Genomic DNA, 22,585 nt, shown 5'->3' on the forward strand with positions numbered 1-22,585 from the left:
CGCGTGCTCCTCCAGGTGACGCTCGATGACGCCGCCACCGCCGACGAGCTGTTCTCCGTGCTCATGGGGGAGGACGTCGAGGCGCGCCGCAGCTTCATCCAGCGCAACGCCAAGGACGTCCGCTTCCTCGACATCTAGAACCACACCGGTGTTGTTTCACGTGAAACAACACCGGACCCGCAGCGCACCACCGCGCGCATGTTCCACGTGAAACATGCGCCGACGAGAGGACCTTCGTGTCGGACGTCGTACCGCCGCCACCCCCGCCACCGCCGCCGTCGGACTCCTCGTTCTTGCCGCACGAGGGTGACCGGATCGAGCTGGTCGGCATCGAAGTCGAGATGCAGCGCTCCTACCTCGACTACGCGATGTCGGTCATTGTCGGCCGCGCGCTCCCGGACGTGCGGGACGGGCTGAAGCCGGTGCACCGACGCGTCCTCTACGCCATGTACGACGGCGGCTACCGCCCCGACCGCGGCTACTTCAAGTGCGCCCGCGTCGTCGGCGACGTGATGGGCAACTACCACCCGCACGGCGACTCGGCGATCTACGACGCGTTGGTGCGTCTCGCCCAGCCGTGGGCGCTGCGCTACCCGTTGATCGACGGCCAGGGCAACTTCGGCTCGCCGGGCAACGATCCGGCTGCCGCGATGAGATACTGCCTTTCGGCCCAAACGAGGGTCAAGCTGGCCGACGGCTCGACCGTGCGGATCGGCGACATCGTGCCGGGTGCGCTGCCGAACAGCGACAACCCGATCGAACTCAAGGTGCTCGACCGCAACGGTGACCCGGTGCTGGCCGACATGCTGTTCCACTCGGGCGAGCACCCGACGTTGAAGCTGCGCACCAAGAACGGCTTCGAGCTGACCGGCACGCACAACCACCCGGTGCTCTGCCTGGTGAACGTCGGCGGTGTGCCGACCCTGCTGTGGAAGCTGCTGGAGGAGATCCAGCCGGGCGACCGCGTGGTCATGCAGCGCACTCAGCAGGAACTCGGCACGACCACGGTCGTGAAGGAGTACGCGGCCGGCATCCTCGCCGGTGGTTTCGTGAGCGAGGGCTTCGCATCGGAGACCCGCGCGGGCTTCAGCAACACCGACAAGTCCTACTTCGACTACGTCGTGAACTCGTACGACCTGGTCGTCGGCGGTCGCCGCTACGTCGCCTCGCGTGTCATCGAGTCGGGTTCGCTGTTGCACGAACTGGACATCCACAACCTCGCAGCCCTCCGGCAGAGCCCGCTCGCGGAGATCATCGGCCAGCGGAGTGCGGCCAAGCGCGTGCCGGAGTTCATCTGGCAGAGCGGTCACACGGTCAAGCGGGCCTTCCTGAGCTCGCTGTTCACCGGAGACGGTTCCGCTTCCGCCTTGCCGCGCAACACGGTGCAGATCTCGTACTCGACCCGCAGCGCGCAGCTGGCGCGTGAGGTCCAGCAGTTGCTGCTGGAGTTCGGTGTCGTCAGCACCCAGGTGAACTACGAGCACGGTGAGATCAAGGTCGTCATCACCAACCGTCGCGACGCACGCCTGTTCTCGGCACGGGTCGGGTTCCTCGGAGCGAAGCAGGACAAGCTGGCCGCGATCCTCGACGCGGTTCCGGTCGAGAGCCGGGCGATGAGCAGCGACCACGTCCCGTTCGTCGGTGAGTACGTCCGGGCCCACGGTGCGAGCCGGTGGACCGAGCGGGACTGGCTGCGGCGCCACAACGTCGACCGGATCGAGCGGTGGGAGAACAACCGCGACGAGATCGCCGGGCGGATCACGAACCGCGAGGTGCTCGACGTCGTCGAGCCGCTGGTGGACGGCCGGTTCTACTACGCCGAGGTCGCTTCGGTGACCGACGCGGGTATGCAGCCGGTGTTCAGCATCCGCGTCGACACGGACGACCACGCGTTCATCACGGACGGGTTCGTCAGCCACAACACGGAGTGCCGGCTCTCCCCGTTGGCCATGCACATGCTGGCCGACATCGAGGAAGAGACCGTCGACTTCCGCGACAACTACGACGGCCGCATCCAGGAACCGGTCGTCATGCCGTCGCGCATCCCGAACCTGCTGATCAACGGCAGTTCCGGCATCGCGGTCGGCATGGCGACCAACATCCCGCCGCACAACCTGCGGGAGGTCGCGGACGCGGTCGTGTGGGCGCTGGACAACCACGAGGCCTCCGACGAGGAGACCCTCGAGGCGGTGATCGCGCGGGTCAAGGGTCCGGACTTCCCGACCTACGGTCAGATCCTCGGCACCTCCGGCATCGAGGACGCGTACCGCACCGGCCGCGGCTCGGTCCGCATGCGCGCCGTCGTCGAGGTCGACGAGGACGCCAAGGGCCGCACGATCCTGGTCGTCACCGAGCTGCCGTACCAGGTGAACCCGGACAACCTGGTCGAGAACATCGCCGCGCTCGTGCGCGACGGCAAGCTCACCGGCATCGCGAACATCGCGGACGAGTCCAACCGCCGCATCGGCATGCGCATCGTGGTCACGCTCAAGCGCGACGCGGTGGCCAAGGTCGTGCTGAACAACCTCTACAAGCACACCCAGCTGCAGTACTCGTTCGGTGTGAACATGCTGGCGCTGGTCGACGGCGTGCCGCGCACGCTGCGGATCGACCAGATGATCCGCCACTACGTGAAGCACCAGATCGAGGTCATCCAGCGGCGCACCAGGTTCCGCCTGCGCAAGGCCGAGGAGCGCGCGCACATCCTGCGCGGTCTGGTGAAGGCGCTCGACCAGCTCGACGCCGTCATCGCGCTGATCCGCCGGTCCGAGACGCCGGACATCGCGCGCACGGGCCTGATGGAGCTCCTCGACGTCGACGAGATCCAGGCCAACGCGATCCTGGAGATGCAGCTCCGCCGCCTGGCCGCCCTGGAGCGCCAGAAGATCATCGATCAGCTGGCCGAGATCGAGGTCGAGATCGCCGACCTCAAGGACATCCTCGCGAAGCCGGAGCGGCAGCGCCAGATCGTCCGCGACGAGCTCACGACGATCGTGGACAAGTTCGGCGACGACCGCCGCACGAAGATCATCCCGTTCGACGGCGACGTGTCCATGGAGGACCTGATCGCGGTCGAGGACGTGGTGGTCACGATCACTCGCACCGGCTACGCGAAGCGCACCAAGACCGACCTCTACCGGGCGCAGAAGCGTGGCGGCAAGGGGGTCCAGGGCGCGCAGCTCAAGCAGGACGACATCGTCGCCCACTTCTTCGTGTGCTCCACACACGACTGGATCTTGTTCTTCACGAACAAGGGCCGTGTGTACCGCACGAAGGCGTACGAGCTGCCCGAGGCGAACCGCAACGCCCGCGGCCAGCACGTCGCGAACCTCCTCGCGTTCCAGCCGGACGAGGAGATCGCGCAGGTCATCCAGATCAAGAACTACGACGTGTCGCCGTACCTCGTGCTGGCCACTCGCAAGGGACTGGTGAAGAAGTCGAAGCTCTCCGACTTCGATTCCAACCGATCGGGTGGACTAATCGGCATCAACCTGCGTGAGGACGACGAGCTGGTCGGAGCCGTGCTGTGCTCAGCAGATGACGACCTGCTCATGGTGTCCGCGGACGGCCAGTCGATCCGCTTCCACGCGACCGACGACGTGCTGCGCCCGATGGGCCGCGCCACGTCCGGCGTGCAGGGCATGCGGTTCAACGCCGACGACGAGCTGCTCTCGGTCGGCGTCGTCCAGGAGGGACTCTTCGTTTTGGTCGCGACCGACGGGGGGTACTCGAAGCGAACGCCGATCGAGGACTACCCGGTCCAAGGTCGGGGCGGCAAGGGTGTGCTGACCATCCAGCACGACCGCCGACGTGGCAGGCTGGTCGGAGCGCTCATCGTCGACGTCGACGATGAGCTCTACGCCATCACCTCGAGCGGCGGGGTCATCAGGACCCGCGCCGAGCAGGTGCGCAAAGCGGGACGGCAGACGAAGGGCGTGCGGCTGATGAACCTCGGCGAAAGCACCACTTTGATCGCCGTCGCACGCAACGCGGATGAGCCCAGCGACGTCGTTATCGGTGAGACGTCAGTCGCGGAAGGCTCCGCCGACGACCAGGCAGCCACCCCCACCGACTCGGCCGAGTAGTCGGAACGTGCTAGCGAGAAGGTAAGGAACAGCTCGTGACTCCACCCGAGAACCGCGAAGGTCGGGACGCGGACAAGACCGCGGTGATCACCAAGCCGACTCCGCAGAGCGCTGCGCAGAACGCGGAGAAGGCGGAGAAGGCCGCGCCCGCGGCCTCCGGTTCCTCGGGTGGGAACGCGCAGGACAAGACGAAGCCGGTGACGGCGGAGAAGGCGGCCGAGGCCACCAAGTCCGCCGACACCCAGGTCGCGGCCACCCCCACGACTCCGGCCGAACCCGTGGCGAAGCCCGAGCTGGTCGAGGAGACGTTGTCGATCGGCACGCCGGAGAAGAGCGCCGACGAGCCGGTCGTCGTCTCCACGCCGCCGCCCTGGCAGCGGGTGGCGAACGACACCGAGTCGTCCCACCAGGACTCGACCGAGGCGTACGTGGCTCCGGGCTCACCGCCCGTGCCGTCGTCGTCCCAGCCGGAGCCGGCGTTCCCGTCGACCGACCCGGACACCATCAAGGTGCAGAAGCCCGTGGTCTCGGGCTCGGCCGCGCCGGTCGGCCTCGGCAGCAGCCGCACGTCGGTCAACCTGGGCGGCACCGCGGCCCGTCCCGCCGCGTCCAGCCCGTCGGCCCGCCGCCCCGGTCGCGGCCCGCGCCGCGCCTCGCTGCAGGTGAAGCGCGTGGACCCGTGGTCGGTGCTGAAGCTCGCCCTGGTGCTGGGTGTCGCACTGTTCTTCGTGTGGCTCGTGGCCGTTGGCGTGCTCTACGGCGTGCTGCACGGCATGGGTGTCTGGGACAAGATCAACAGCACGGCGAACGACCTGCTCCAGGCCAACGAGCCGGGCGAACCGCTGATTAGCGCCGGCCGCGTGTTCGGCGTCTCGGCGATCATCGGCGCGGTCAACATCGTGCTGTTCACGGCCCTCGCGACCGTGGGCGCGTTCGTCTACAACGTGTCCGCGGATCTGGCCGGTGGCTTGGAGTTGACGCTCTCCGAGCGTGAGTGACCCCCTGATTTGGGGCAGCGAAGGCGATCCTGGTAAGGTTCTCCTCGTTGCCCCAAGGGGTGATGATCGAGGGCCTATAGCTCAGGCGGTTAGAGCGCTTCACTGATAATGAAGAGGTCGGAGGTTCAAGTCCTCCTAGGCCCACTCGACATTCTTTCGAATCATCATTCTTGTCCGGGACCGCGTCCCGGAGCCCCGGTCTCGCAAAGCCTGTAGGCTGGTGCGGTAGGTCGGGGCATAACAGTCTTGGAGGGGTTTCCAGTGGCTAAGAAGATCATCGCACTCGTCGTGGTCGCCGGTGCGGTCCTGTTCTTCGTGAAGCGCAGCCGTTCGGCCAAGGCCGACGCGGACCTGTGGCGCGAGGCCACCGCTCCCACCGACTGATCTCATCACTCCGATCTGACGGGCGGCCACCGCTCTCAGATCTTGGGGACGTAGCTCAATTGGCAGAGCACCGCCTTTGCAAGGCGGGGGTTAGGGGTTCGATTCCCCTCGTCTCCACGTATGGACGGCTCGTGCTCGCAAAGAGCGCGAGCCTTTTACGTTCCGGGTGTTTTCTGGCGGCCGAGCCTCCAGGCCCCCAGCCCGGGGGCAAGCCCCCGGCCGCCTCGCCTTCGGCGTGGGCAGGCCCTTCGTTTCTTCTGGCCGCGGCCGGCTCCAAGCGGAAGCCCTGTTCGCGTCAGCGCGAACAGGGCTTCGGTGCATTTGTCCGTCACTTCGGACTCACGTCACGTCACGCTGTGGCGAGCGACTTCTTCGACGTCTTGGTGCGGAGGTGGTCGATGCTCCACGCGCCGGCGCCCGTGAACGCCAGCAGCAGGAACGCCCACGAGTAGACGGCCGCGAGCTCGCCGCCGTTCTCGATCGGCAGCAGCGCCTTCGGCTGGTGCACGACGAAGTAGGCGTAGGCCATGGCGCCGGAGCTGAGCAACGCTGCCCAGCGCGTCCACAGGCCGATCAGGACGAGGCCTCCGCCGATCAGCTCGATGAGGCTCATGGGACCGGCCGGCCACGACAGCAGATCGGTTCCCTTCGAGAGCTTCTGCACCCCGTGGAACACGAAGAACAGTCCGATGACGATGCGGAAGAGCGCCAGGGCGTGCTCTCGTCGTTGCTCCAGGAACTCCATGGTCAAGGTCCTTCCGGGGCTCGGGGGCAAGGGTCAGGGCACAAAAGGTATGGACCAATCTAGAGTGTGCCGCTCGAGGCGCTCCTGGTATCTGGTTGACTGTTGCCCCTATGAAACGAGCACTGCTGCTGCCCCTGCTCGGCGTACTCGCCGCCTGCGGCACCGAGATCTCCCCAGGCGTGCCGGTGCCGATCACCCAGACCCAGCAGGTCACCACCACGACCAGCGCCGCACCGACAGTGCCGCCCGCACCCCAGCCCGCGACCGACGGCACCTGCCCGTACCTGGCGACGTCCTTCGTCGCCGAAGCGAACGGTCAGCGTGTACCCAAAGTGAAACTGTCAACGGAAAAGCCTCACCCAGCGTGCTTTTTCTACGCCAACGCAACTGAGGTCCAGTTGACCGTGCGCGTGTACGTGGGGGACGAGCGCGTCGCGAAGCTGATCGTGAACGAGGCGGCGCCGGACGGTTCGCAGCCGGCCACCCAGCCCACCGGGTGGACCGGAGGGTACGTCAGCAGCGAGACCGGCGTCGTCTACGCCGTCTCCAAGGCGGACGCCGCCGTGGTCGTGACTTCCAACCAGAAGCAGTCGATCAAGGCGAGGCGCATCGCGGAAGAGGCGATCAAAGGCCTCAAGCTCTAGGACACACGAAAACGGGGTGGCTCTCGACGTCGAGAGCCACCCCGTTCGCGTTCGTCCTACTTCGCCGGTTCCTTCTGGGTCGGCACCTGCCCGTTGAGAACGGGCTCCGGCATCGGAGCCTGCTCCTCCTCGTGCAGCTGGACCTCTTCCGGCTTGCGCGTCAACGCGACGTAGCCGGCAGCGGCGGCCGCGATCAGCAGACCGAGGACCCACGGCCACCGGCGGCGCTTCGGCGCGTCGCCACTGAGCTGGGCCGCGGCCTTGCGGATCTCCTTCGCGCGCACCTTGGCGTCCTTGCGCGCGGTCTTGGCCGCCTTCTTCACTTCCTTGCGCACCACTTCGGCCTTGCCCATGAGCTCAGCGCGCGTCTTCGCGCTCTTCTTGGCGAGGCGCTTGCGGGAGCGGCGCGTCTGCTTCTCCCAGTCCTCTGCCCTGCTCATGAGCGTGTCGGCACGATCGACGAGGGTGCCGCGTACCTGGTCAGCCGTGATGCCACGCTCGGCGAGCTTCACCTCAGCGACGTGACCAGCGCGAACGACACCTTGGCGCGCGGCCTTCAGACTGGTGCCGACGGCCTTGCCCACGGACTCGCCGGCACGGGTCATGACGTCCACCTCGTCCATTCTGTGCTCCACACGTTGTCGTCCGGTTGTGAGCTTCAGGTACCCCATCGTGCCCCTTCCTGAACATCTCCGCCCGTGATGGCACGATGGTGTGGTGGCTGACAGCAACGAATCCTTCGTCGGGACCAAGGTGACGGCGACCCTGCACACCACGCAGGGCGACATCCGCATCAACCTGTTCCCCGACCACGCCCCCAAGACGGTGGCGAACTTCGTCGGGCTCGCCGAGGGCACCAAGGAGTACACCGAGGCGAACGCGAGCGGTACGAAGTCGGGCCCGTTCTACGACGGCACCCTCTTCCACCGCGTCATCGCGGGCTTCATGCTCCAGACCGGTGACCCGACCGGTACCGGACGCGGTGGCCCCGGCTACCGCTTCGCCGACGAGTTCAACCCCGAGCTCCAGTTCAACCGTCCCTACATCCTCGCGATGGCGAACGCCGGACCGAACACCAACGGCTCCCAGTTCTTCATCACCGTGGCGCCGACGACGTGGCTGAACTTCAAGCACACGATCTTCGGTGAGGTCGCGGACCAGGAGTCGCGCGACGTCGTCGACGCGATCGGCAACACCACGACCGGTGCGGGCGACCGCCCCGTGAACGACATCAAGATCGAGCGGATCACGATCGACCGCGCGTGAGCGACGCACTCGTGCCACCGGACGGGCCGGTCGGAGCGCAGCCGGAGACCCCGGTCTGCGCACGTCATTCCGATCGGCCCACCCGGCTGCGCTGCACCCGGTGCGACCGTCCGGCGTGCCCGGACTGTCTGCGCGACGCCTCGGTCGGCATGCAATGCGCCGACTGCGTGAACGAGGGCGCCCGCACGGTCCGCCGTGCCCGCACCAGCGCGGGCGCGGAGGTCTCGAACGGCCGGCCGATCATCACCCAGGTGATGATCGCGCTCAACGTGCTCGCGTACGTCGTCACGGTTGTCCAGTCCGGCAGCCCGATGAACAACTCGCGGTCGGACCTGTTCCTGTCGACGTCGTTGATTCCCGACCTCACCGCCAACGGTGAGTGGTGGCGAGTCGTCACGTCGGGCTTCATGCACTTCGGCCTGATCCACCTCGCGCTCAACATGGCCGCGCTCTTCGTGGTGGGCCCGATCGTCGAGCAGGAACTGGGCAGGCTGCGGTACAGCGCCGTGTACTTCCTGTCGTTGCTCGGCGGCAGTGCGGCGGCGTTCTACTTCGGCACGGTCTGCCAGCAGCTCGCCGGAGCGTCCGGCGCGGTGTTCGGCCTGATGGGCGCGCTGCTGATCGTGTTCAAGCGGCAGAAGCGGGACATCTCGACGATCGTCGTGATCGTCGGCATCAACCTGGTGTCGAACCTCTTCACCAACGCCTCGCTGCTCGGGCACCTCGGCGGGTTCGTCATCGGCGGCCTGCTGACGCTCGCGATGGTCAAGGCGCCGCAGAAGAACCGCACCACCTACCAGGTCGCCGCGGTCGTGGCGGCCGCGTTGCTGCTCGTCGGCATGTTCGTCCTGCGGTACTACGAGCTCGACACCGCTCTCGAACGCGTCGTCGAGTACGCCAGGACGTGCGGCCCGAACTGAGTCACGGCCGCAATGCGTGCAGCACTCCGGCGACTTCTTCGGGGTCGGCGCCGAGGTCCAGTCTCGTGAGCACCACGAGACGGTCGTCGGCGTCGAGCTCCAAGGTCTGCTGTTCCCTGCCGAGCCGGCGGGTGGTCTGCAGCTTCACCTTCACCTCGTGCCACGGCAGCTGGGTCGTGCTCGCGAACCCGCGCACGGCGAGCCCGTTCGCGTCCGCGGTGAGCCTGGGCCTCGCGATCGTCGCGAACGCCGCGAGGTAGGCGACCAGCAGCGTCGCCAGTCCGACGAGGAGACGTCCCGCGTTGTCGTCAGCGAGGACCGTCGCGACGGCCAGGGCGAGTGCCGTCACCCAGCCGGTGGCGACGAGCGGGGCGGGAGTGGACCAGGTGCGAGTCACACCGTCGAGTGTGCCGCATGAAATGGGGACAGCCGAACGGGTCCTTATGAGGGAAAACCGTCGCTTGTGCAATTTGGTGCAAAGTTGTCCACAGGACTTGTCCCCAATGGGGATGACTTACAACCGTGTGCTTCGGTGACGCTCGGATGAACCAGGTGAACGGGGAACGAACAAAGGTCGGCCCGGACGCGTGACGTCCGGGCCGACCTCTACGAACGGTGACGTGACGAGCGCTCAGCGCCAGCGCATCGTCATCAGCAGACCGATGATCATCAGCGCGAAGCCGATGGCGAAGTTCCACGCGCCCAGCTCGAGCATGAACGGGATCTTCTCGGCCGCGATGTAGTTGACGACCAGCCACGCGAGGCCCAGCAGCATGAAGCCGAGCATGACAACGACGTAGACCGGGTGTGACGGTCCCGCCGCCTTGACCTTGACCGGCGTACGGCGGTCAGTGGGTGCGGTGTAAGCCGCCTTCTTCCGGACCTTGGACTTTGGCATGCTGTCCTCGCCTGACGTGGATATCCCTGAGTGACGCGAGTTTACGTGCACTACTCAGGAGACACGTTAACGTAGCGACCGTGGTGAGCGAACCACCTGGCAGACGCAGTTGTTTTCAGTTCACAGTCCGCGCGGAGGTTCTCAGGTGAACTCGGGACCGCAGCAGCCGCCTCCCCGGCGTCCTGCACCCCGTCGTGATGACCTGCAGCACGTGCGGGCCACCCCTTCCCCACGTCCGCTGCCGCCTCCGGAAGCAACCCAGTTCACCAGCGCTTTCTCCGGCAGCCTCCCCCCGGCGGGCGCCCCACCGCGCCGCCCGCAGGGTCCGCCCCCCGGCACCCCCGCGCGCGGAATGCCGCAGGGCATGCCCTTTCCTCCCGGAACCCCGGCCGGCGGCATGCCGCGCCAGCCGATGCCGCCCAGGGGAATGCCGCCCAGGGGAATGCCGCCGCGCCCGCCCCGTCCCCGCCCGGTCGACCCGCCCACCGAGGTGATCCCGCGCGTCGAGGACGACTACGACGAGTACTACGACTATTACGACGAGCAGGAGAAGAAGCCGGCCCCGCCCCCGGACGGCATTGCCCGCAAGACCGTCCGCGGCGTCGGCGAAGCCCTCATCACAATGGGCCTCGTCGTCCTCCTGTTCGTCGTCTACGAGGTCTACGTGACCGACCTGCTCTCCGCCGAGAAGCAGCAGGACGCCACCGCGGCCCTCGACTCCGAATGGAACTCGAACACCGTCACACCACCCCCGGCCGACCCGAACCGCCAGTCGAAGCTGAACCTCATCGAGGGCAAGGCCTTCGCGAAGATGTACATCCCGGTCTTCGGCAACGACTGGAAGTTCTCCGTCGTCGAGGGCACCACCGACAAGCACCTGGAAATCGGCCCCGGCCACTACAAGGACACGGCCCAGCCGGGCGAGGCGGGCAACTTCGCCATCGCCGGCCACCGAGTCGGCAAGGGCGCCCCGTTCAACGACCTCGACCTGCTCCGGTCCTGCGACGCGGTGGTGGTGCAGACGCAGACCCAGTGGTTCGTCTACCGAGTGCTCCCCATGAGCAGCGAGGTGGCGGGCTGGGCCTCCAACCCGAGGTCGAAGGAAGCCGCGTGCACCGGCGTGGCCCCGCTGTCGACGACCCTCGGCGATGCCTACGCCAAGACCGTCGGCCAGGAGATCGTGGCCCCGACCCAGGGCGAGGTCATCGCCCCGATCCCGCACCAGGTGAGCACCGCCGTGGCCGCCGACAGGCAGGCCCGGATGCTCACCCTGACGACGTGCCACCCGCGCTTCTCCGACAAGCAGCGGCTGATCGTGCACGCCATCGAGACCAAGAGCTATCCGGTGGCCGACAACTTCGTGCCGCCAGAGATGACGGAGGGCTGATGTACGGCTGGATCTGGCGGCACCTGCCGGGCCCGCTGTTCCTGCGAGTCATCGAGGCCGTAGTGCTGGTGACGGGCATCATCGCCCTGCTGATGTTCGTGGTGTTCCCGTGGGCGGAGCCGAAGCTGCCGTTCAACAACGTGACGACGGAGTGAGCCGGCCGCAAGCGCTTGCGTGACGCAGCGCTCCCCGATGAAGCCGCCACCGCGCCCCTGCGCGATGGCGGCTTCATCGGGGAGCGGCGTCAGGCCGCTCAAACCGGGAAGAGCCGGGTCAGCCGTGGCAGATCGCGGTCATCTCCTCGCGCGGCACGACCTTCACGCGCTCGCGGCCCTGCGCGACGCCCAGCGCCGTCTCGTGCAGGTCGAGCCGCTGCCAGCCCTCGTTCGTCACGAACGGCACGCCGCGCTGCGACAGGAACTCGACCACGGCGTCGGGTGACGGTGACGCGCAGCGGGGGAGCGCGTCGGCGTCCTCCAGCAGGCTGGTGATGGTTTCCAGGGCGTCGCCCTTGGTGTGGCCGATCAGGCCGATCGGGCCGCGCTTGACCCAGCCCGTCGTGTAGACGCCGGGCATCGGCACCTCGTCCAGGTCCAGCACCCGGCCGGCGGCGTGCGGGATCGTGCCCGACACGTGGTCGAACGGGATGCCGGGCAGGTGCGTCGAGAGGTAGCCGACGGCCCGGTACACGGCCTGGACGTCCCAGTCGGTGAAGACGCCGGTGCCGCGGACGTTGCCGTCGCCGGTCAGCTCCTGGGTTTCCGTGCGCAGGCCCGTGACCGAGGAGGTTCCGAGGACTTCGACCGGTGCTTCCAGGAAGTGCAGGTGCAGGCGGCGGGGGCGGGTGCCGACGTCGCGGATCGCCCACTCCTGCAGGGTCTTCACGATCATCTCGACCTGCTTGTTGGTCCTGATCGCGTGCATCGAGGCCTCGTCGAACTCGATGCCCTCCGCGTGGACGATCACCTCGACGTTCGGCGAGTGGTCGAGCTCGCGCAGTTCCAGCGGGGTGAACTTCGCCTGCGCCGGGCCGCGGCGGCCGAAGATGTGGACGTCCGTGACGGGGGAGGAGGCGAGGCCCTCGTAGACGTTCGGCGGGATCTCGGTGACCAGCAGCTCGTCGGCGGTCTTGGCCAGCACGCGGGCCACGTCCAGTGCCACGTTGCCCACGCCCAGGACGGCGACCGACTCGGCGGTCAGGGGCCAGGTGCGCGGGACGTCCGGATGGCCGTCGTACCAGGACACGAAGTCCGCCGCGCCGAAGCTGCCGGGGAGGTCGATGCCCGGCAGGTCCAGCCGGCGGTCGGAGGACGCGCCGGTGGAGAAGATCACGGCGTCGTAGAAGTGGCGCAGGTCGTCGAGCTTGACGTCGACGCCGTACTCGACGTTGCCGAAGAAGCGGACCGCGGGCTTGTCGAGCACCTTCTGCAGGGCGGTGACGATGCCCTTGATGCGCGGGTGGTCGGGGGCGACGCCGTAGCGGACCAGGCCGTAGGGAGCGGGCAGCTTGTCGAAGAGGTCGATCTGCACGTCCACGTCGGACTTGGTCAGGATGTCGGCCGCGTAGACGCCGGCCGGTCCGGCACCGATGACCGCTACGCGCAGGGGACGACTCATAATCCCCATTTTAGGATAGCCTTACCTGAGTGAAGACGAGAGCTAACTCACTCGACTCGACCGACTAGGCTCCACACATGCGCGTGCTCGTGGTCGACAACTACGACAGCTTCGTCTACAACCTCGTCCAGTACCTGGCCCAGCTGGGTGCGGAGTGCGTCGTGCGGCGCAACGACGAGGTGGACCTCGACGAGATCGACCAGGTCGGCGGCGTTCTCGTCAGCCCCGGCCCCGGGACACCGGAGCGGGCCGGCGCGAGCATCGACGTCATCAAGAAGTGCGCCGACGTCGGCAAGCCGGTCTTCGGCGTGTGCCTCGGCCATCAGGCCATCGGCGTGGTGTGGGGCGGCACGGTCGACCGCGCGCCCGAGTTGCTGCACGGCAAGACGAGCATCGTCTTCCACGAGGGCAAGGGCGTGCTCGCGGGCGTGCCGCAGCCGTTCATCGCGACCCGCTACCACTCGCTGACGGTGCTGCCGGAGACGATCCCCGCGGAGTTCGAGGTCACCGGCAAGACCGAGACCGGCATCGTGATGGCCATGCGCCACAAGGAACTCCCGGTCGAGGGTGTGCAGTTCCACCCCGAGTCGGTGCTGACCGACGGCGGTCACCGGATGCTCGCCAACTGGCTCGGGGTCTGCGGGTTCGACGTTCCCGAGGCCACGGTCGCGCAGCTCGAGACCGGCATGCGCACCCTCGCCGCGGCGGCGCGCCGGTAAGCGAAAGGGGCGGCTTCCCCGAGAGGAGAGCCGCCCCGATCCGGAAGCCGTGGTCTACGAAGTGATGATCCCGAACTTGGCGACCGTGATCGTCACCGTCGAGCCCTTGGTGAACGGCTGACCCTTCGCCGGGTTCTGCCCGATCACCTTGTCCTTCTGGGACGGGTTGGTGACCTGCTGCTCCTCGACGTTGAGGTTGCCGTTCCAGCCCAGGGACTTCAGCTTGTTCTCGGCTTCGCGCTGCGTGAGGCCGGTCAGGTCGGGCATCTCCAGCTGGTTGCCCCGCGACACCTTCAGCGTGACCGTCGTGTCCTTGGCGGCCTTGCTGTTGCCGGTCGGAGACTGCTGGAGGACCTGGCCCTCCGGCTTCGCGTTGTCGACCTCCTCGACGTTGACCTTGAAGCCGGAGCCGATCAACGTCTGGCGGGCGTCGTCCACGTCGTCACCCACGACGTTCGGCACGTTGACCTTGTCGGGCGCGCGGCCGAGCTGGATGCTGATCGAGGCACCCTTCTTCAGCTTCAGGCCGCTCGCCGGGTTCTGGCCGGCGACCTTGCCGACCTTGCTCGCGTCGTCGACCTCGACCGCGTCGGCGGTCTGCGTCAGCTTGAAGCCGTTCGGGTCCTTGTCGAGGATCGCCTGGGCCTCCTGCGGCGTCTTGCCCACGAGGTCCGGCACGGTGCCCTCACCGGGAGGCGCGCCGACGGAGATCGTGACCGACGAGCCCTTGTCGACCTGGCTGCCCTCCGGTGGGTTCGTGCCGATCACCTTGTTGATCTGGTCGGCGTTGCACCGGGCGGCGGTGCCGTTCGAACCCGGCTCGCAGGCGACGTCCTCCTGCGTGGGGACGAGGCCCGCCCTCGTGATCTTCTCCTTGGCCTCCAACGGGCTGAGGCCCACGATCGACGGGACGCCGATCTTGGTGGAGGGCTCGCTGCCCGTGTTCATCACGTTCGCGGTGATCCACGCGGCGAGGCCGAGCACCGCCACGCACAGGATCACCACCAGCGTGACCATGATGGCCTTCTTGCGCTTCGCGCGACGCTCTTCTTCCTCGTCGGCGATCGGGTCGTAGTCGTCCTCCGGCTCCGACCTGAGCGCCGCCGGGCGGTGCCTGCCGCCGCCACCGGCCACCACCTGCGTGCGAGGGCTGCGCGCCTGCTCGTTCATCACGGCGGTGCGGTCCTCGGCGGTCATGACGGCCGGCGCGGACGGGCGCTGGCCCGACAGCACGCGCACCAGGTCGGCGCGCATCTCCGCGGCCGACTGGTAGCGGTTCGCCGGGCCCTTCGACATCGCCTTCAGCACGATCGCGTCGAGCTGCGGCGACACCTTCGGGTTCAGCTGCGACGGGGCCTTCGGGTCCTCCCGCACGTGCTGGTACGCGACGGCCACGGGCGAGTCGCCGGTGAACGGCGGCTCGCCGGTCAGCAGCTCGAACAGCACGCAGCCCGCGGCGTAGACGTCGGAACGGGCGTCGACGGACTCGCCGCGCGCCTGCTCCGGCGACAGGTACTGGGCCGTGCCGATCACCGCGGCGGTCTGGGTGACCGCCGCCTGACCGTCGTGCAGCGCGCGGGCGATGCCGAAGTCCATCACCTTCACGGCGCCGGACTTGGTGATCATCACGTTGGCCGGCTTCACGTCGCGGTGGACGATGCCGTGGCGGTGGCTGAAGTCGAGCGCGGCCGAGACGTCGGCCATGACCTCCATCGCACGCTTGCCCGACAGCGGGCCCTGCGTCTTCACTATGTCGCGCAGTGTTCGTCCATCGACGAACTCCATCACGATGTACGGCAACGGGCCGTACTCGGTCTGCGTCTCACCTGTGTCGTAGACGGCGACGATCGCCGGGTGGTTCAGGGCGGCTGAGTTCTGCGCCTCGCGCCGGAAGCGCTCCTGGAACTGGGCGTCACGGGCGAGGTCGGCTCGCAGCACCTTGATCGCCACGTCTCTGCCGAGGCGGACGTCCCGCCCCTTGTGGACCTCGGACATGCCGCCGTACCCGAGGGTCTCACCCAGTTCGTAGCGGTTTGAGAGCAGTCGTGGAGTGCTCATCGGTGCTTCGTCCCGCTCCTCGTCGACGGTGTTCCCAAGTCGGTTCTGGTCTTGCTCATGGCGCGCACGTCACCCTCACCTGCGAGCCCGCCGGCACCTCGCCTGTCGGCGCGATGGCGGTGACTCGGCACTTCTTCAGGTCGCCCGGCGATGTGCCCTGGGGGCTCTGCACCTGGGGCTCCAAGCCGTCGTCGACCAGGTCGGTCCTGACCTCGTCGGCGGAACGGCCGATGTAGTCGTCCTCGTCGAGCAGCTTCGACGCGTTGCCGGGGATCCGGTCGGCGGAGTCGGGCTTCGCCTGCCCGTTCGCCGGCGGGCTCGCGTTCGCCGAGCTGGACGTCGTCGGCCGGCCACCCTGCCCCAAGCCGTCGTTCGACCGCACGGTCAACTTCCACAGGACGACCACGCCGAGCACCAGCAGCACGGTCACCAGGAAAGCGACCATAACCCAGATGACGGTCCGGTTTCTCGCCAGTGGGGTCGGCATGGGGGTGAAGGTGCCGGTTTGGTGCGACGGTTGCATTCCCGGCGGGGTCCCGAGACGAATCGGTCCCGTCGGGTGGTGCGGCATCTGCGGTGGGATCGACAGCGGCTGCGACACCTGCGGAGGCGGCGGCGCCTGCTGGGGCACGACCTGCTGCTGCACCACCTGGGGCATCGTGAACCCCGACGGCGTCGGCAGCGGCTGCCCCACCCGCACCGCGCTGACCGCGGCGGCGAACTCGCCACCGGTCCGGTAGCGCTGCCGCGGGTCCTTCACCAGCGTCGCCTCGATCAAAGCGCGCGCACCCGGCGGGACGTCCGGCGGCAACGGCGGCGCGATGTCGCGGATGTGCATCATCGCGACGGTCACCGCGTTGTCCGACAGGAACGGCCGGTGGCCTGCCAGGCATTCGTAGCCGCACACGGCCAACGAGTAGACGTCGCTCGCCGGTTCGGCCTCACCCCCGAGCGCCTGCTCCGGAGCGATGTAGTGCGCGGTGCCCATCACCATGCCGGACCGCGTCACGGGCGCCGCGTCCACGGCCTTCGCGATGCCGAAGTCGGTGATCTTCACCTTCCCCGACGGCGTGACCATGATGTTGCCCGGCTTCACGTCCCGGTGCACGAGCCCGCGTTCGTGGGCCGCCTGCAACGCGTTCCCGGTCTGCTCCAGCAGGTCGAGCGTCACCTCGGCGGTGAGCCTGCCCCGCGAGATGATCGTCGCGAGCGGTTCGCCCTCGACGAGCTCCATCACGAGGTACGCGGTGTCCTCCGGCCCGTCCGGGATGGACGCGGTCTCGCCGTAGTCGTGCACCGACGCGATGCCGGGGTGGTTGAGCGACGCGGTCATCCGCGCCTCGGTGCGGAAGCGGTGCAGGAACTCGGGATCGCCGGAAAGCTCTGCCTTGAGCACCTTCACCGCCACCCGGCGGTCGAGCCTGTCGTCGGCCGCCTCCCAGACCTCGCCCATGCCGCCGACCGCGATCCGCCGGGAGAGGCGGTAGCGGTCGGCGAGGAGCTGGCCCGTGGTCAGCATCAGCGACCCGCCAGGTACGCGTTCATCACGGCGCGCCCGATCGGCGCGGCGACCTTGCCACCGGTGGCGCCCAGACCGCGGTCGCCACCGTCCTCGACGATGACGGCGATCGCGATCTCCGGCTTCTGCGCCGGGGCGAACGCGATGTACCAGGCGTGCGGCTTGTTCTCCAACGGCTTGGCGCCGTGCTCGGCGGTACCGGTCTTCGACGCCACCTGCACGTTCTGCAGGCGGCCCTCACCACCGGTGTTGATCTCGGACTGGACCATCATGTCGCGCAGCGTGGCCGCGTTGGACGAGCTCATCGCGGTGTCGACCTCGTCGGGCTCGGTCTCGTCGATCGACTTGAGGTCGGGGCCGAGGATGTTCGACACCAGGTACGGCTGCATCCGCTTGCCGCCGTTGGCGATCGTCGCCGCGATCACCGCGTTCTCGAGCGGGGTGATCTGCACGTCGCGCTGTCCGATGCCGGTCTGCCAGAGCGCCGGCTCGTCCGGGATCGGGCCGAGCGTCGAGGTCTCGACGGCCAGCGGCACCGTCAGGTCCGGGTCGTTGAACCCGAACTTCTCCGCCTGCCTGCGCAGCTTGCTCGCGCCGACCTGGCCCGCCATCTCACCGAACGCCGTGTTGCACGACTTCGCGAGCGCGGTCTCCATCGACACCGTCTCACCGGGGCCGCACGGGGTGCCGTTGAAGTTCGGCAGGTCCGTCTGCGTGTTCGGCAGCTTGACGGTGCCCTTGGCGGTGTACTGCGAGTCCTTGTTCTTGCCGTCCGCGAGGGCGGCCGCGGCGACCATGACCTTCAGCGTCGAGCCCGCCGGGTACAGGGCCTGCGTCGCGCGGTTGACCAGCGGGTCGTTCGACTCCTTGGCGGTGAGCTGCTTCCACGCCGTCGCCTGCTCGTTCGGGTCGTGGCTCGCGAGGGCGTTCGGGTCGTAGGACGGTGTGCTCACCATCGCCAGGATCTCGCCGGTCTCCGGCTTGATCGCCACGACGGAGCCGGTGAAGCCCTTGGCGGTCAGCTGGTCGTAGGCGACCTGCTGCACCTTGGAGTTCAGGGTGAGCTGCACGTTGCCGCCCACCGGGTCACGACCGGTGATCAGCGCCGAGACGCGGCGCGCGAGCAGCCTGTCGTCGGAGCCGTTCAGCATGTCGTTCTCGGCGCGCTCCACACCGGAGGTGCCGTAGGTGACCGACAGGTAGCCGGTGACGGGCGCGTAGACCGGACCGGCGTTGTAGGTGCGCAGGAACCGCAGGCGGTCGGTCGTCTCCTTGACGTCCGCGATCACCGTGCCGTCGGCGACCGTGATCAGGCCGCGCTTGCGGGCGTACTCGTCGAGCAGCACGCGGCGGTTGTACGCGTTCTTGCGCCACTCGTCGGCGTTGATGACCTGCACCCACGTGGCGTTGCCCAGGAGCAGCAGGATCATGACCATCATGGCCACGCCGACGCGGCGGAGCGGTGTGTTCATTTGGGACGCTCCACCATCACGGTGTGCTGGTCGGCGATGGCCGGCTGTTGCGGTTTCGGCTTCGGAGCCCGCTGCGGCGCCCTGGCCGCGGCCGAGATCCGCAGCAGCAACGCGACCAGGATGTAGTTCGCGAGCAGCGACGAGCCGCCCTTGGACAGGAACGGCGCGGTGATACCGGTCATCGGGATCAGCTTGGTGACACCGCCGACGACGATGAAAACCTGGAAGCAGACCGCGAACGCCAGACCACCGCCGAGCAGCTTGCCGAAGCTGTCGCGCACGGAGATGGCGCTGCGCAGGCCGCGGAGCGCGAAGACCATGTAGACCAGCAGCAGTGCCGCCAAGCCGACGAACCCGAGCTCCTCGCCGATCACGGCGGTGATGAAGTCGGTGTTCGCCTCGGGGATCATCTCCGGGCGCCCGGCGCCCAGGCCCGCACCACCGATGCCGCCGGTCGCGAGACCGAACAGCGACTGCGAGATCTGGTAACCGCCGCCGATCATCTCGTAGCGCGCGATCGGGTCCTGCCAGTTCGCCACGCGCTGCTGGACGTGTCCGAAGAGCTTCCACGCGATGACCGCGCCGCCGGAGAACAGGCCGAGACCGAGCACGACCCACGCCGCGCGTTCGGTGGCGACGTAGAGCAGCACGAGCACGATGCCGAAGAACAGCAGCGACGAGCCGAGGTCCTTCTGCAGCACCATGACCGCGACCGTGACGCCCCACGCCGCGAACAGCGGGCCGAGGTCGCGGGCGCGCGGCAGGTCCATGCCGAGGAACCGGCGGCCCGCCACGGTGAAGAGGTCCCGCTTCGACACCAGGAACGCGGCGAAGAAGACCATCAGCAGGATCTTGGCGAACTCACCCGGCTGGATCGACAACGGGCCGATGCGCAGCCAGATCTTCGCGCCGTTGATCTCCGGTGCGATGAAGCCGGGCAGCACACCGGGCAGCATCAGCGCGACGAGCCCGACTAGGCCGAACGTGTAGCCGAACCGCGCGAGCATGCGGTGGTCGGTGAGGAGCTTCAGCGTCGCCGCGAACAGCAACAACCCGATGCCGGTCCAGATGACCTGCTTGAACGCCATCGGGTCCCACGTCGAGCCGTCCGGGAAGACGGTGCCCTCCATGGCGAGGTCGATGCGGTGGATGACCACCAGGCCGAGTCCGTTGAGCAGTGCGACGCACGGCAGGATCACGGGGTCGGCGTAGGGCGCCCACCTGCGCACGGCGAGGTGAGCACACGCGAACAGGGCGAGGTACGCGAGGCCGAGGTAGAGGATCCTCAGGCTCAGCGAGCGCTCCTGGTTGAGTTCGACCAGGATGAGTGCCAGCGTCACGAGGCCGGCCGCGAACGACAGCATCACCAGCTCGGTGCCGCGCCGCGTGGGCGCTCGCAGTCCGGGCGACGTGTTCGTCGTCGCCGACGCGCCAGGTGAACCTTCCCCGGTGGGGACGGGCGAGCCCTTCAACTACGGACCCTCCCGGCAATCCACACCCAGCTTCTGCTGCGAGGGCGTGAGCGAGGGCTCGGTGGTTCCCGTCTCCGGGTTCTGCGAGCCGTTCGCGGGCGGGGTGCTCGTCGTGGTGGTGCCCGAAGCGGAGCTGGACGGCGTGCTGGACGGCGTGCTGGTCGTCGTCGTGGGCGTCGGCGTGGTGCTCGACGTCGTCGACGTGTCCTTGCACAGCGGCAGCATGTGCTCCGTGCGCAGCAACCTGACCGCGGCGCGGGCGCCGTCGAGGCCGTTGTCGCTGCGGATGCCGGCGGTGATGGTCTTGCGACCGGCCTCCTGCAGGTCCTTCAGCGTGATCGGCGTGCAGCCCGTCGACCCCGGCGGGCACGAGTCCTCGACCTTGGACGACAGCTTGAAGCCGAGCACGCTGCCGTTGAGCCCGCGGAAGATCGCGACCTGGCCGTCCCCGGTGGCACCGACGTAGTACTGGGTGTTGAGCCACAGCTTGCCGCCGACCGCCACGACCGCGGCCAGCAGGAGCAGCACGAAGACGATCACGAACGCCTTGATGGCGTTGCGCTTCTTGCGCTTCGGGTCCTGCGGCGGAGGCGGCGGTGCCTCCATGCGCTGCGGCATCTGCGGGCGCTGCTGCGTGAGCGTCGCCGCTCGCGAGGCCGCGGAGTCCGGCGGGACGTTGTGCTCCTCGCTGCCGTCACCGGCCGCGCCGCCGAGGATCGGGTAGTCGTCGCCGAAGTCGATGTCCTGGACGTCCGCCACGATCACCGTGACGTTGTCGGGACCGCCGCCCTTGAGCGCAAGCTCGATCATCCGGTCCGCGCACGCCTGCGGGTCGGGGATGCGGATCGCCTCGTCGAGCGTCTCCAGGCTGACGACACCGGACAGGCCGTCCGAGCAGAGCAGGAACCTGTCACCGACGCGCGCCTCGCGCACGGTGAGGCTCGGCTCGAAGTCGTGGCCGGTCAGCGCGCGCAGCAGCAACGAGCGCTGCGGGTGCGTGGCGGCCTCGTCCGGCGTGATCCGGCCCTCGTCGATCAACGACTGGACGAACGTGTCGTCGTGCGTGATCTGCGCGAAGGTGCCCTCCCTCAGGAGGTACGCGCGCGAGTCGCCGATGTGCACGAGCCCGAGCCGGTTGCCCGCGAACAGGATGGCCGTGAGCGTGGTGCCCATGCCCTCCAGGTCCGGGTCGCTCGTCACGAGCTCGGAGATGGCGCCGTTGCCGGCCGCGACCGCGTCGCGGAGCTTGCCGAGGAGGTCGTCGCCGGGCTCGTCGTCGTCGACGTGGGCCAGCGAGGCGATGACCACCTTGCTCGCGACCTCACCGGCGGCGTGGCCACCCATGCCGTCGGCGACTGCGAGCAGGCGGGGGCCCGCGTACACGGAGTCCTGGTTGTTGGAACGAACCAGGCCCCTGTCGCTGCGGGCCGCGTATCGGAGAACCAAGGTCATGAGCGCAGCTCGATCACCGTTTTGCCAATGCGGATCGGGGTGCCGAGAGGTACGCGCAGAGGTGCGGTGACCTTGGCTCGGTCTAGGTAGGTGCCGTTCGTGGAGCCGAGGTCCTCCACGTACCAGTCGGTACCGCGCATGGACAGCCTCGCGTGCCTCGTGGACGCGAAGTCGTCGTCCAGCACGAGAGTGGAGTCGTCAGCGCGGCCGATCAGGATCGGCCTGCCGTCGAGCGAGATGCGGGTGCCGGTCAGCGCCCCGTGGGTGACCACGAGTTGCCGAGGCGCCTTGCTTCCCCTCGCCGACTTCTCGGACCTCCGGAAACCGGGCAGACCTGACGCCCGGAGCCCTGAGGCTGCGTAGAGATCAGAGCGGACCACACGTAGGGCGGCCAGCACAAAGAGCCAGAGGAGCACGAGAAAGCCCGCTCTGGTCAGCTGCATCACCAGCTCTGGCACCGGTTGTAACCGCTCCTGCCTTGAGTTGCTTACCGACGCCCGTGTCGACCTCTAGCCCGCGGTGCGGAAGACCAGTGAGGAGTGGCCGATGCGGACGACGTCGCCTTCCGCGAGCTGCCAAGTCTGCACTGGTGTGCCGTTCACCGTGGTGCCGTTTGTCGAACCGAGATCAGCGAGCATGGCACTGTGCCCGTCCCACGTGATCTCCAGGTGCCTCCTGGAGACCCCGGTGTCGGGAAGTCGGAAGTCCGCTTCCTGGCCGCGGCCGACCACGTTGCCGCCCTGCTTGAGGTTGTAGGTCCGGTTGGAGCCGTCGTCCAGGTGCAGCGTCGCGTTCAGCTGCCGGGGCGCCGACTGGACCGCCGGGGGCGCGTAGCCCTGGGCCGGGTCGCCGTAGCCCTGCTGGCCGTAGCCCTGGTCGTAGCCGGGTTGCTGCCCGTAGCCCTGGTCGTAGCCGGGCTGGCCGTAACCGGGCTGCTGGCCGTAACCCT

21 protein-coding genes, 2 tRNA genes and 1 pseudogene are annotated in these 22,585 nt (G+C 68.2%); 12 read left to right on the forward strand and 12 right to left on the reverse strand.

The annotated features are described in order from the left end of the window. From VM306_RS33890 to VM306_RS33915, 6 genes and pseudogenes are all read left to right on the forward strand, one after another. A partial coding sequence (locus VM306_RS33890) for a hypothetical protein (protein WP_325522234.1) occupies window positions 1–138 on the forward strand: 138 nt, incomplete at its 5' end. 98 nt (window positions 139–236) lie between these two features. Then, a complete protein-coding gene (gyrA, locus tag VM306_RS33895) occupies window positions 237–4,085 on the forward strand; it encodes an intein-containing DNA gyrase subunit A (RefSeq protein WP_414672483.1) in 3,849 nt (1,282 codons plus the stop codon). A gap of 35 nt (window positions 4,086–4,120) precedes the next feature. Next, the gene (locus tag VM306_RS33900) at window positions 4,121–5,083 is read left to right on the forward strand and encodes a DUF3566 domain-containing protein (protein WP_414672484.1); all 963 of its coding nucleotides are present in this window, start codon (window positions 4,121–4,123) and stop codon (window positions 5,081–5,083) included. Window positions 5,084–5,153: 70 nt separating this feature from the next. After that, a tRNA-Ile gene (locus tag VM306_RS33905) sits at window positions 5,154–5,227 on the forward strand. 117 nt (window positions 5,228–5,344) lie between these two features. Next, window positions 5,345–5,464 (forward strand): annotated as a pseudogene (locus VM306_RS33910) (DLW-39 family protein); the annotation flags it as partial. A gap of 47 nt (window positions 5,465–5,511) precedes the next feature. Beyond that, window positions 5,512–5,584 (forward strand) — tRNA-Ala (locus VM306_RS33915). A 232-nt stretch (window positions 5,585–5,816) separates the two neighbouring features. Here the strand turns inward: VM306_RS33915 and VM306_RS33920 are convergent. Then, window positions 5,817–6,212, reverse strand: coding sequence for a DoxX family protein (locus VM306_RS33920; protein ID WP_325522204.1), 396 nt, complete (start codon window positions 6,210–6,212; stop codon window positions 5,817–5,819). A 110-nt stretch (window positions 6,213–6,322) separates the two neighbouring features. On the opposite strand from VM306_RS33920, the gene VM306_RS33925 reads away from it, so the two are divergent. Then, window positions 6,323–6,856, forward strand: a complete 534-nt coding sequence (locus tag VM306_RS33925) for a DUF2020 domain-containing protein (RefSeq protein WP_325522206.1) — start codon at window positions 6,323–6,325, stop codon at window positions 6,854–6,856. 56 nt (window positions 6,857–6,912) lie between these two features. Here the strand turns inward: VM306_RS33925 and VM306_RS33930 are convergent, their stop codons facing one another. Continuing rightward, a complete protein-coding gene (locus VM306_RS33930; protein WP_325522207.1) occupies window positions 6,913–7,479 on the reverse strand; it encodes a hypothetical protein in 567 nt (188 codons plus the stop codon). A gap of 94 nt (window positions 7,480–7,573) precedes the next feature. Between VM306_RS33930 and VM306_RS33935 the strand changes: the two genes are divergently transcribed. Further along, the gene (locus VM306_RS33935; protein WP_325522209.1) at window positions 7,574–8,122 is read left to right on the forward strand and encodes a peptidylprolyl isomerase; all 549 of its coding nucleotides are present in this window, start codon (window positions 7,574–7,576) and stop codon (window positions 8,120–8,122) included. Further along, a complete protein-coding gene (locus tag VM306_RS33940; protein WP_325522212.1) occupies window positions 8,119–9,042 on the forward strand; it encodes a rhomboid family intramembrane serine protease in 924 nt (307 codons plus the stop codon). Before VM306_RS33935 ends, VM306_RS33940 begins: the two co-directional genes overlap by 4 nt. 1 nt (window position 9,043) lies before the next feature. Here the strand turns inward: VM306_RS33940 and VM306_RS33945 are convergent, their stop codons facing one another. Next, complete coding sequence (locus VM306_RS33945) at window positions 9,044–9,439, reverse strand: PH domain-containing protein (RefSeq protein ID WP_325522214.1); 396 nt, start codon at window positions 9,437–9,439, stop codon at window positions 9,044–9,046. 234 nt (window positions 9,440–9,673) lie between these two features. Beyond that, on the reverse strand, window positions 9,674–9,940 hold the full coding sequence (gene crgA / locus VM306_RS33950; RefSeq protein ID WP_325522216.1) for a cell division protein CrgA: 267 nt from the start codon (window positions 9,938–9,940) through the stop codon (window positions 9,674–9,676). A gap of 364 nt (window positions 9,941–10,304) precedes the next feature. Here crgA and VM306_RS33955 point away from each other — a divergent pair, with 364 nt between their 5' ends. After that, window positions 10,305–11,327: a class E sortase gene (locus VM306_RS33955; RefSeq protein WP_325522218.1), complete on the forward strand. Its 1,023-nt coding sequence runs from the start codon at window positions 10,305–10,307 to the stop codon at window positions 11,325–11,327. Further along, entirely contained in the window at window positions 11,327–11,482 is a 156-nt protein-coding gene (locus VM306_RS33960) for a hypothetical protein (RefSeq protein ID WP_325522220.1), read from the forward strand. Before VM306_RS33955 ends, VM306_RS33960 begins: the two co-directional genes overlap by 1 nt. Window positions 11,483–11,600: 118 nt before the next feature. On the opposite strand, the gene VM306_RS33965 is transcribed toward VM306_RS33960, so the two are convergent. Continuing rightward, window positions 11,601–12,917 carry an FAD-dependent oxidoreductase gene (locus VM306_RS33965; RefSeq protein ID WP_325522239.1) on the reverse strand — a complete coding sequence of 439 codons (1,317 nt, stop codon included), beginning with the start codon at window positions 12,915–12,917 and terminating at the stop codon, window positions 11,601–11,603. A gap of 104 nt (window positions 12,918–13,021) precedes the next feature. Between VM306_RS33965 and VM306_RS33970 the strand changes: the two genes are divergently transcribed. Next, on the forward strand, window positions 13,022–13,663 hold the full coding sequence (locus VM306_RS33970) for an aminodeoxychorismate/anthranilate synthase component II (protein WP_325522222.1): 642 nt from the start codon (window positions 13,022–13,024) through the stop codon (window positions 13,661–13,663). Between the two features lie 54 nt (window positions 13,664–13,717). Here the strand turns inward: VM306_RS33970 and pknB are convergent, their stop codons facing one another. The 7 genes from pknB to VM306_RS34005 all read right to left on the reverse strand — a co-directional run. Beyond that, the gene (pknB, locus tag VM306_RS33975; RefSeq protein WP_325522224.1) at window positions 13,718–15,721 is read right to left on the reverse strand and encodes a Stk1 family PASTA domain-containing Ser/Thr kinase; all 2,004 of its coding nucleotides are present in this window, start codon (window positions 15,719–15,721) and stop codon (window positions 13,718–13,720) included. Between the two features lie 55 nt (window positions 15,722–15,776). Beyond that, window positions 15,777–17,240 carry a serine/threonine-protein kinase gene (locus VM306_RS33980; RefSeq protein ID WP_325522226.1) on the reverse strand — a complete coding sequence of 488 codons (1,464 nt, stop codon included), beginning with the start codon at window positions 17,238–17,240 and terminating at the stop codon, window positions 15,777–15,779. Continuing rightward, window positions 17,240–18,712, reverse strand: coding sequence for a penicillin-binding protein 2 (locus tag VM306_RS33985; RefSeq protein ID WP_325522228.1), 1,473 nt, complete (start codon window positions 18,710–18,712; stop codon window positions 17,240–17,242). The genes VM306_RS33980 and VM306_RS33985 overlap by 1 nt, the downstream gene beginning before the upstream one ends. Further along, window positions 18,709–20,184 carry an FtsW/RodA/SpoVE family cell cycle protein gene (locus tag VM306_RS33990; RefSeq protein ID WP_414672485.1) on the reverse strand — a complete coding sequence of 492 codons (1,476 nt, stop codon included), beginning with the start codon at window positions 20,182–20,184 and terminating at the stop codon, window positions 18,709–18,711. The genes VM306_RS33985 and VM306_RS33990 overlap by 4 nt, the downstream gene beginning before the upstream one ends. Beyond that, complete coding sequence (locus VM306_RS33995) at window positions 20,185–21,636, reverse strand: PP2C family serine/threonine-protein phosphatase (protein WP_325522230.1); 1,452 nt, start codon at window positions 21,634–21,636, stop codon at window positions 20,185–20,187. Next, on the reverse strand, window positions 21,633–22,094 hold the full coding sequence (locus tag VM306_RS34000; protein WP_030465595.1) for an FHA domain-containing protein FhaB/FipA: 462 nt from the start codon (window positions 22,092–22,094) through the stop codon (window positions 21,633–21,635). Before VM306_RS34000 ends, VM306_RS33995 begins: the two co-directional genes overlap by 4 nt. A gap of 51 nt (window positions 22,095–22,145) precedes the next feature. Further along, window positions 22,146–22,585, reverse strand: a 440-nt coding sequence (locus VM306_RS34005; protein ID WP_325522232.1) for an FHA domain-containing protein, incomplete at its 5' end; no start/stop codon positions are given.

Source organism: Lentzea sp., from assembly GCF_035525475.1.
In the GTDB taxonomy this organism is placed as follows: Bacteria; Actinomycetota; Actinomycetes; order Mycobacteriales; family Pseudonocardiaceae; genus Lentzea.

Coding starts and splice junctions, on each gene's coding strand:
- VM306_RS33920 (WP_325522204.1), bottom strand. CDS start 6,212: ATGGAGTTCCTGGAGCAACGACGAGAGCACGCCCTGGCGCTCTTCCGC.
- VM306_RS33925 (WP_325522206.1), top strand. CDS start 6,323: ATGAAACGAGCACTGCTGCTGCCCCTGCTCGGCGTACTCGCCGCCTGC.
- VM306_RS33930 (WP_325522207.1), bottom strand. CDS start 7,479: ATGGACGAGGTGGACGTCATGACCCGTGCCGGCGAGTCCGTGGGCAAG.
- crgA (WP_325522216.1), bottom strand. CDS start 9,940: ATGCCAAAGTCCAAGGTCCGGAAGAAGGCGGCTTACACCGCACCCACT.
- VM306_RS33955 (WP_325522218.1), top strand. CDS start 10,305: ATGCCCTTTCCTCCCGGAACCCCGGCCGGCGGCATGCCGCGCCAGCCG.
- VM306_RS33960 (WP_325522220.1), top strand. CDS start 11,327: ATGTACGGCTGGATCTGGCGGCACCTGCCGGGCCCGCTGTTCCTGCGA.
- VM306_RS33970 (WP_325522222.1), top strand. CDS start 13,022: ATGCGCGTGCTCGTGGTCGACAACTACGACAGCTTCGTCTACAACCTC.
- pknB (WP_325522224.1), bottom strand. CDS start 15,721: ATGAGCACTCCACGACTGCTCTCAAACCGCTACGAACTGGGTGAGACC.
- VM306_RS33980 (WP_325522226.1), bottom strand. CDS start 17,240: ATGCTGACCACGGGCCAGCTCCTCGCCGACCGCTACCGCCTCTCCCGG.
- VM306_RS33985 (WP_325522228.1), bottom strand. CDS start 18,712: ATGAACACACCGCTCCGCCGCGTCGGCGTGGCCATGATGGTCATGATC.
- VM306_RS33995 (WP_325522230.1), bottom strand. CDS start 21,636: ATGACCTTGGTTCTCCGATACGCGGCCCGCAGCGACAGGGGCCTGGTT.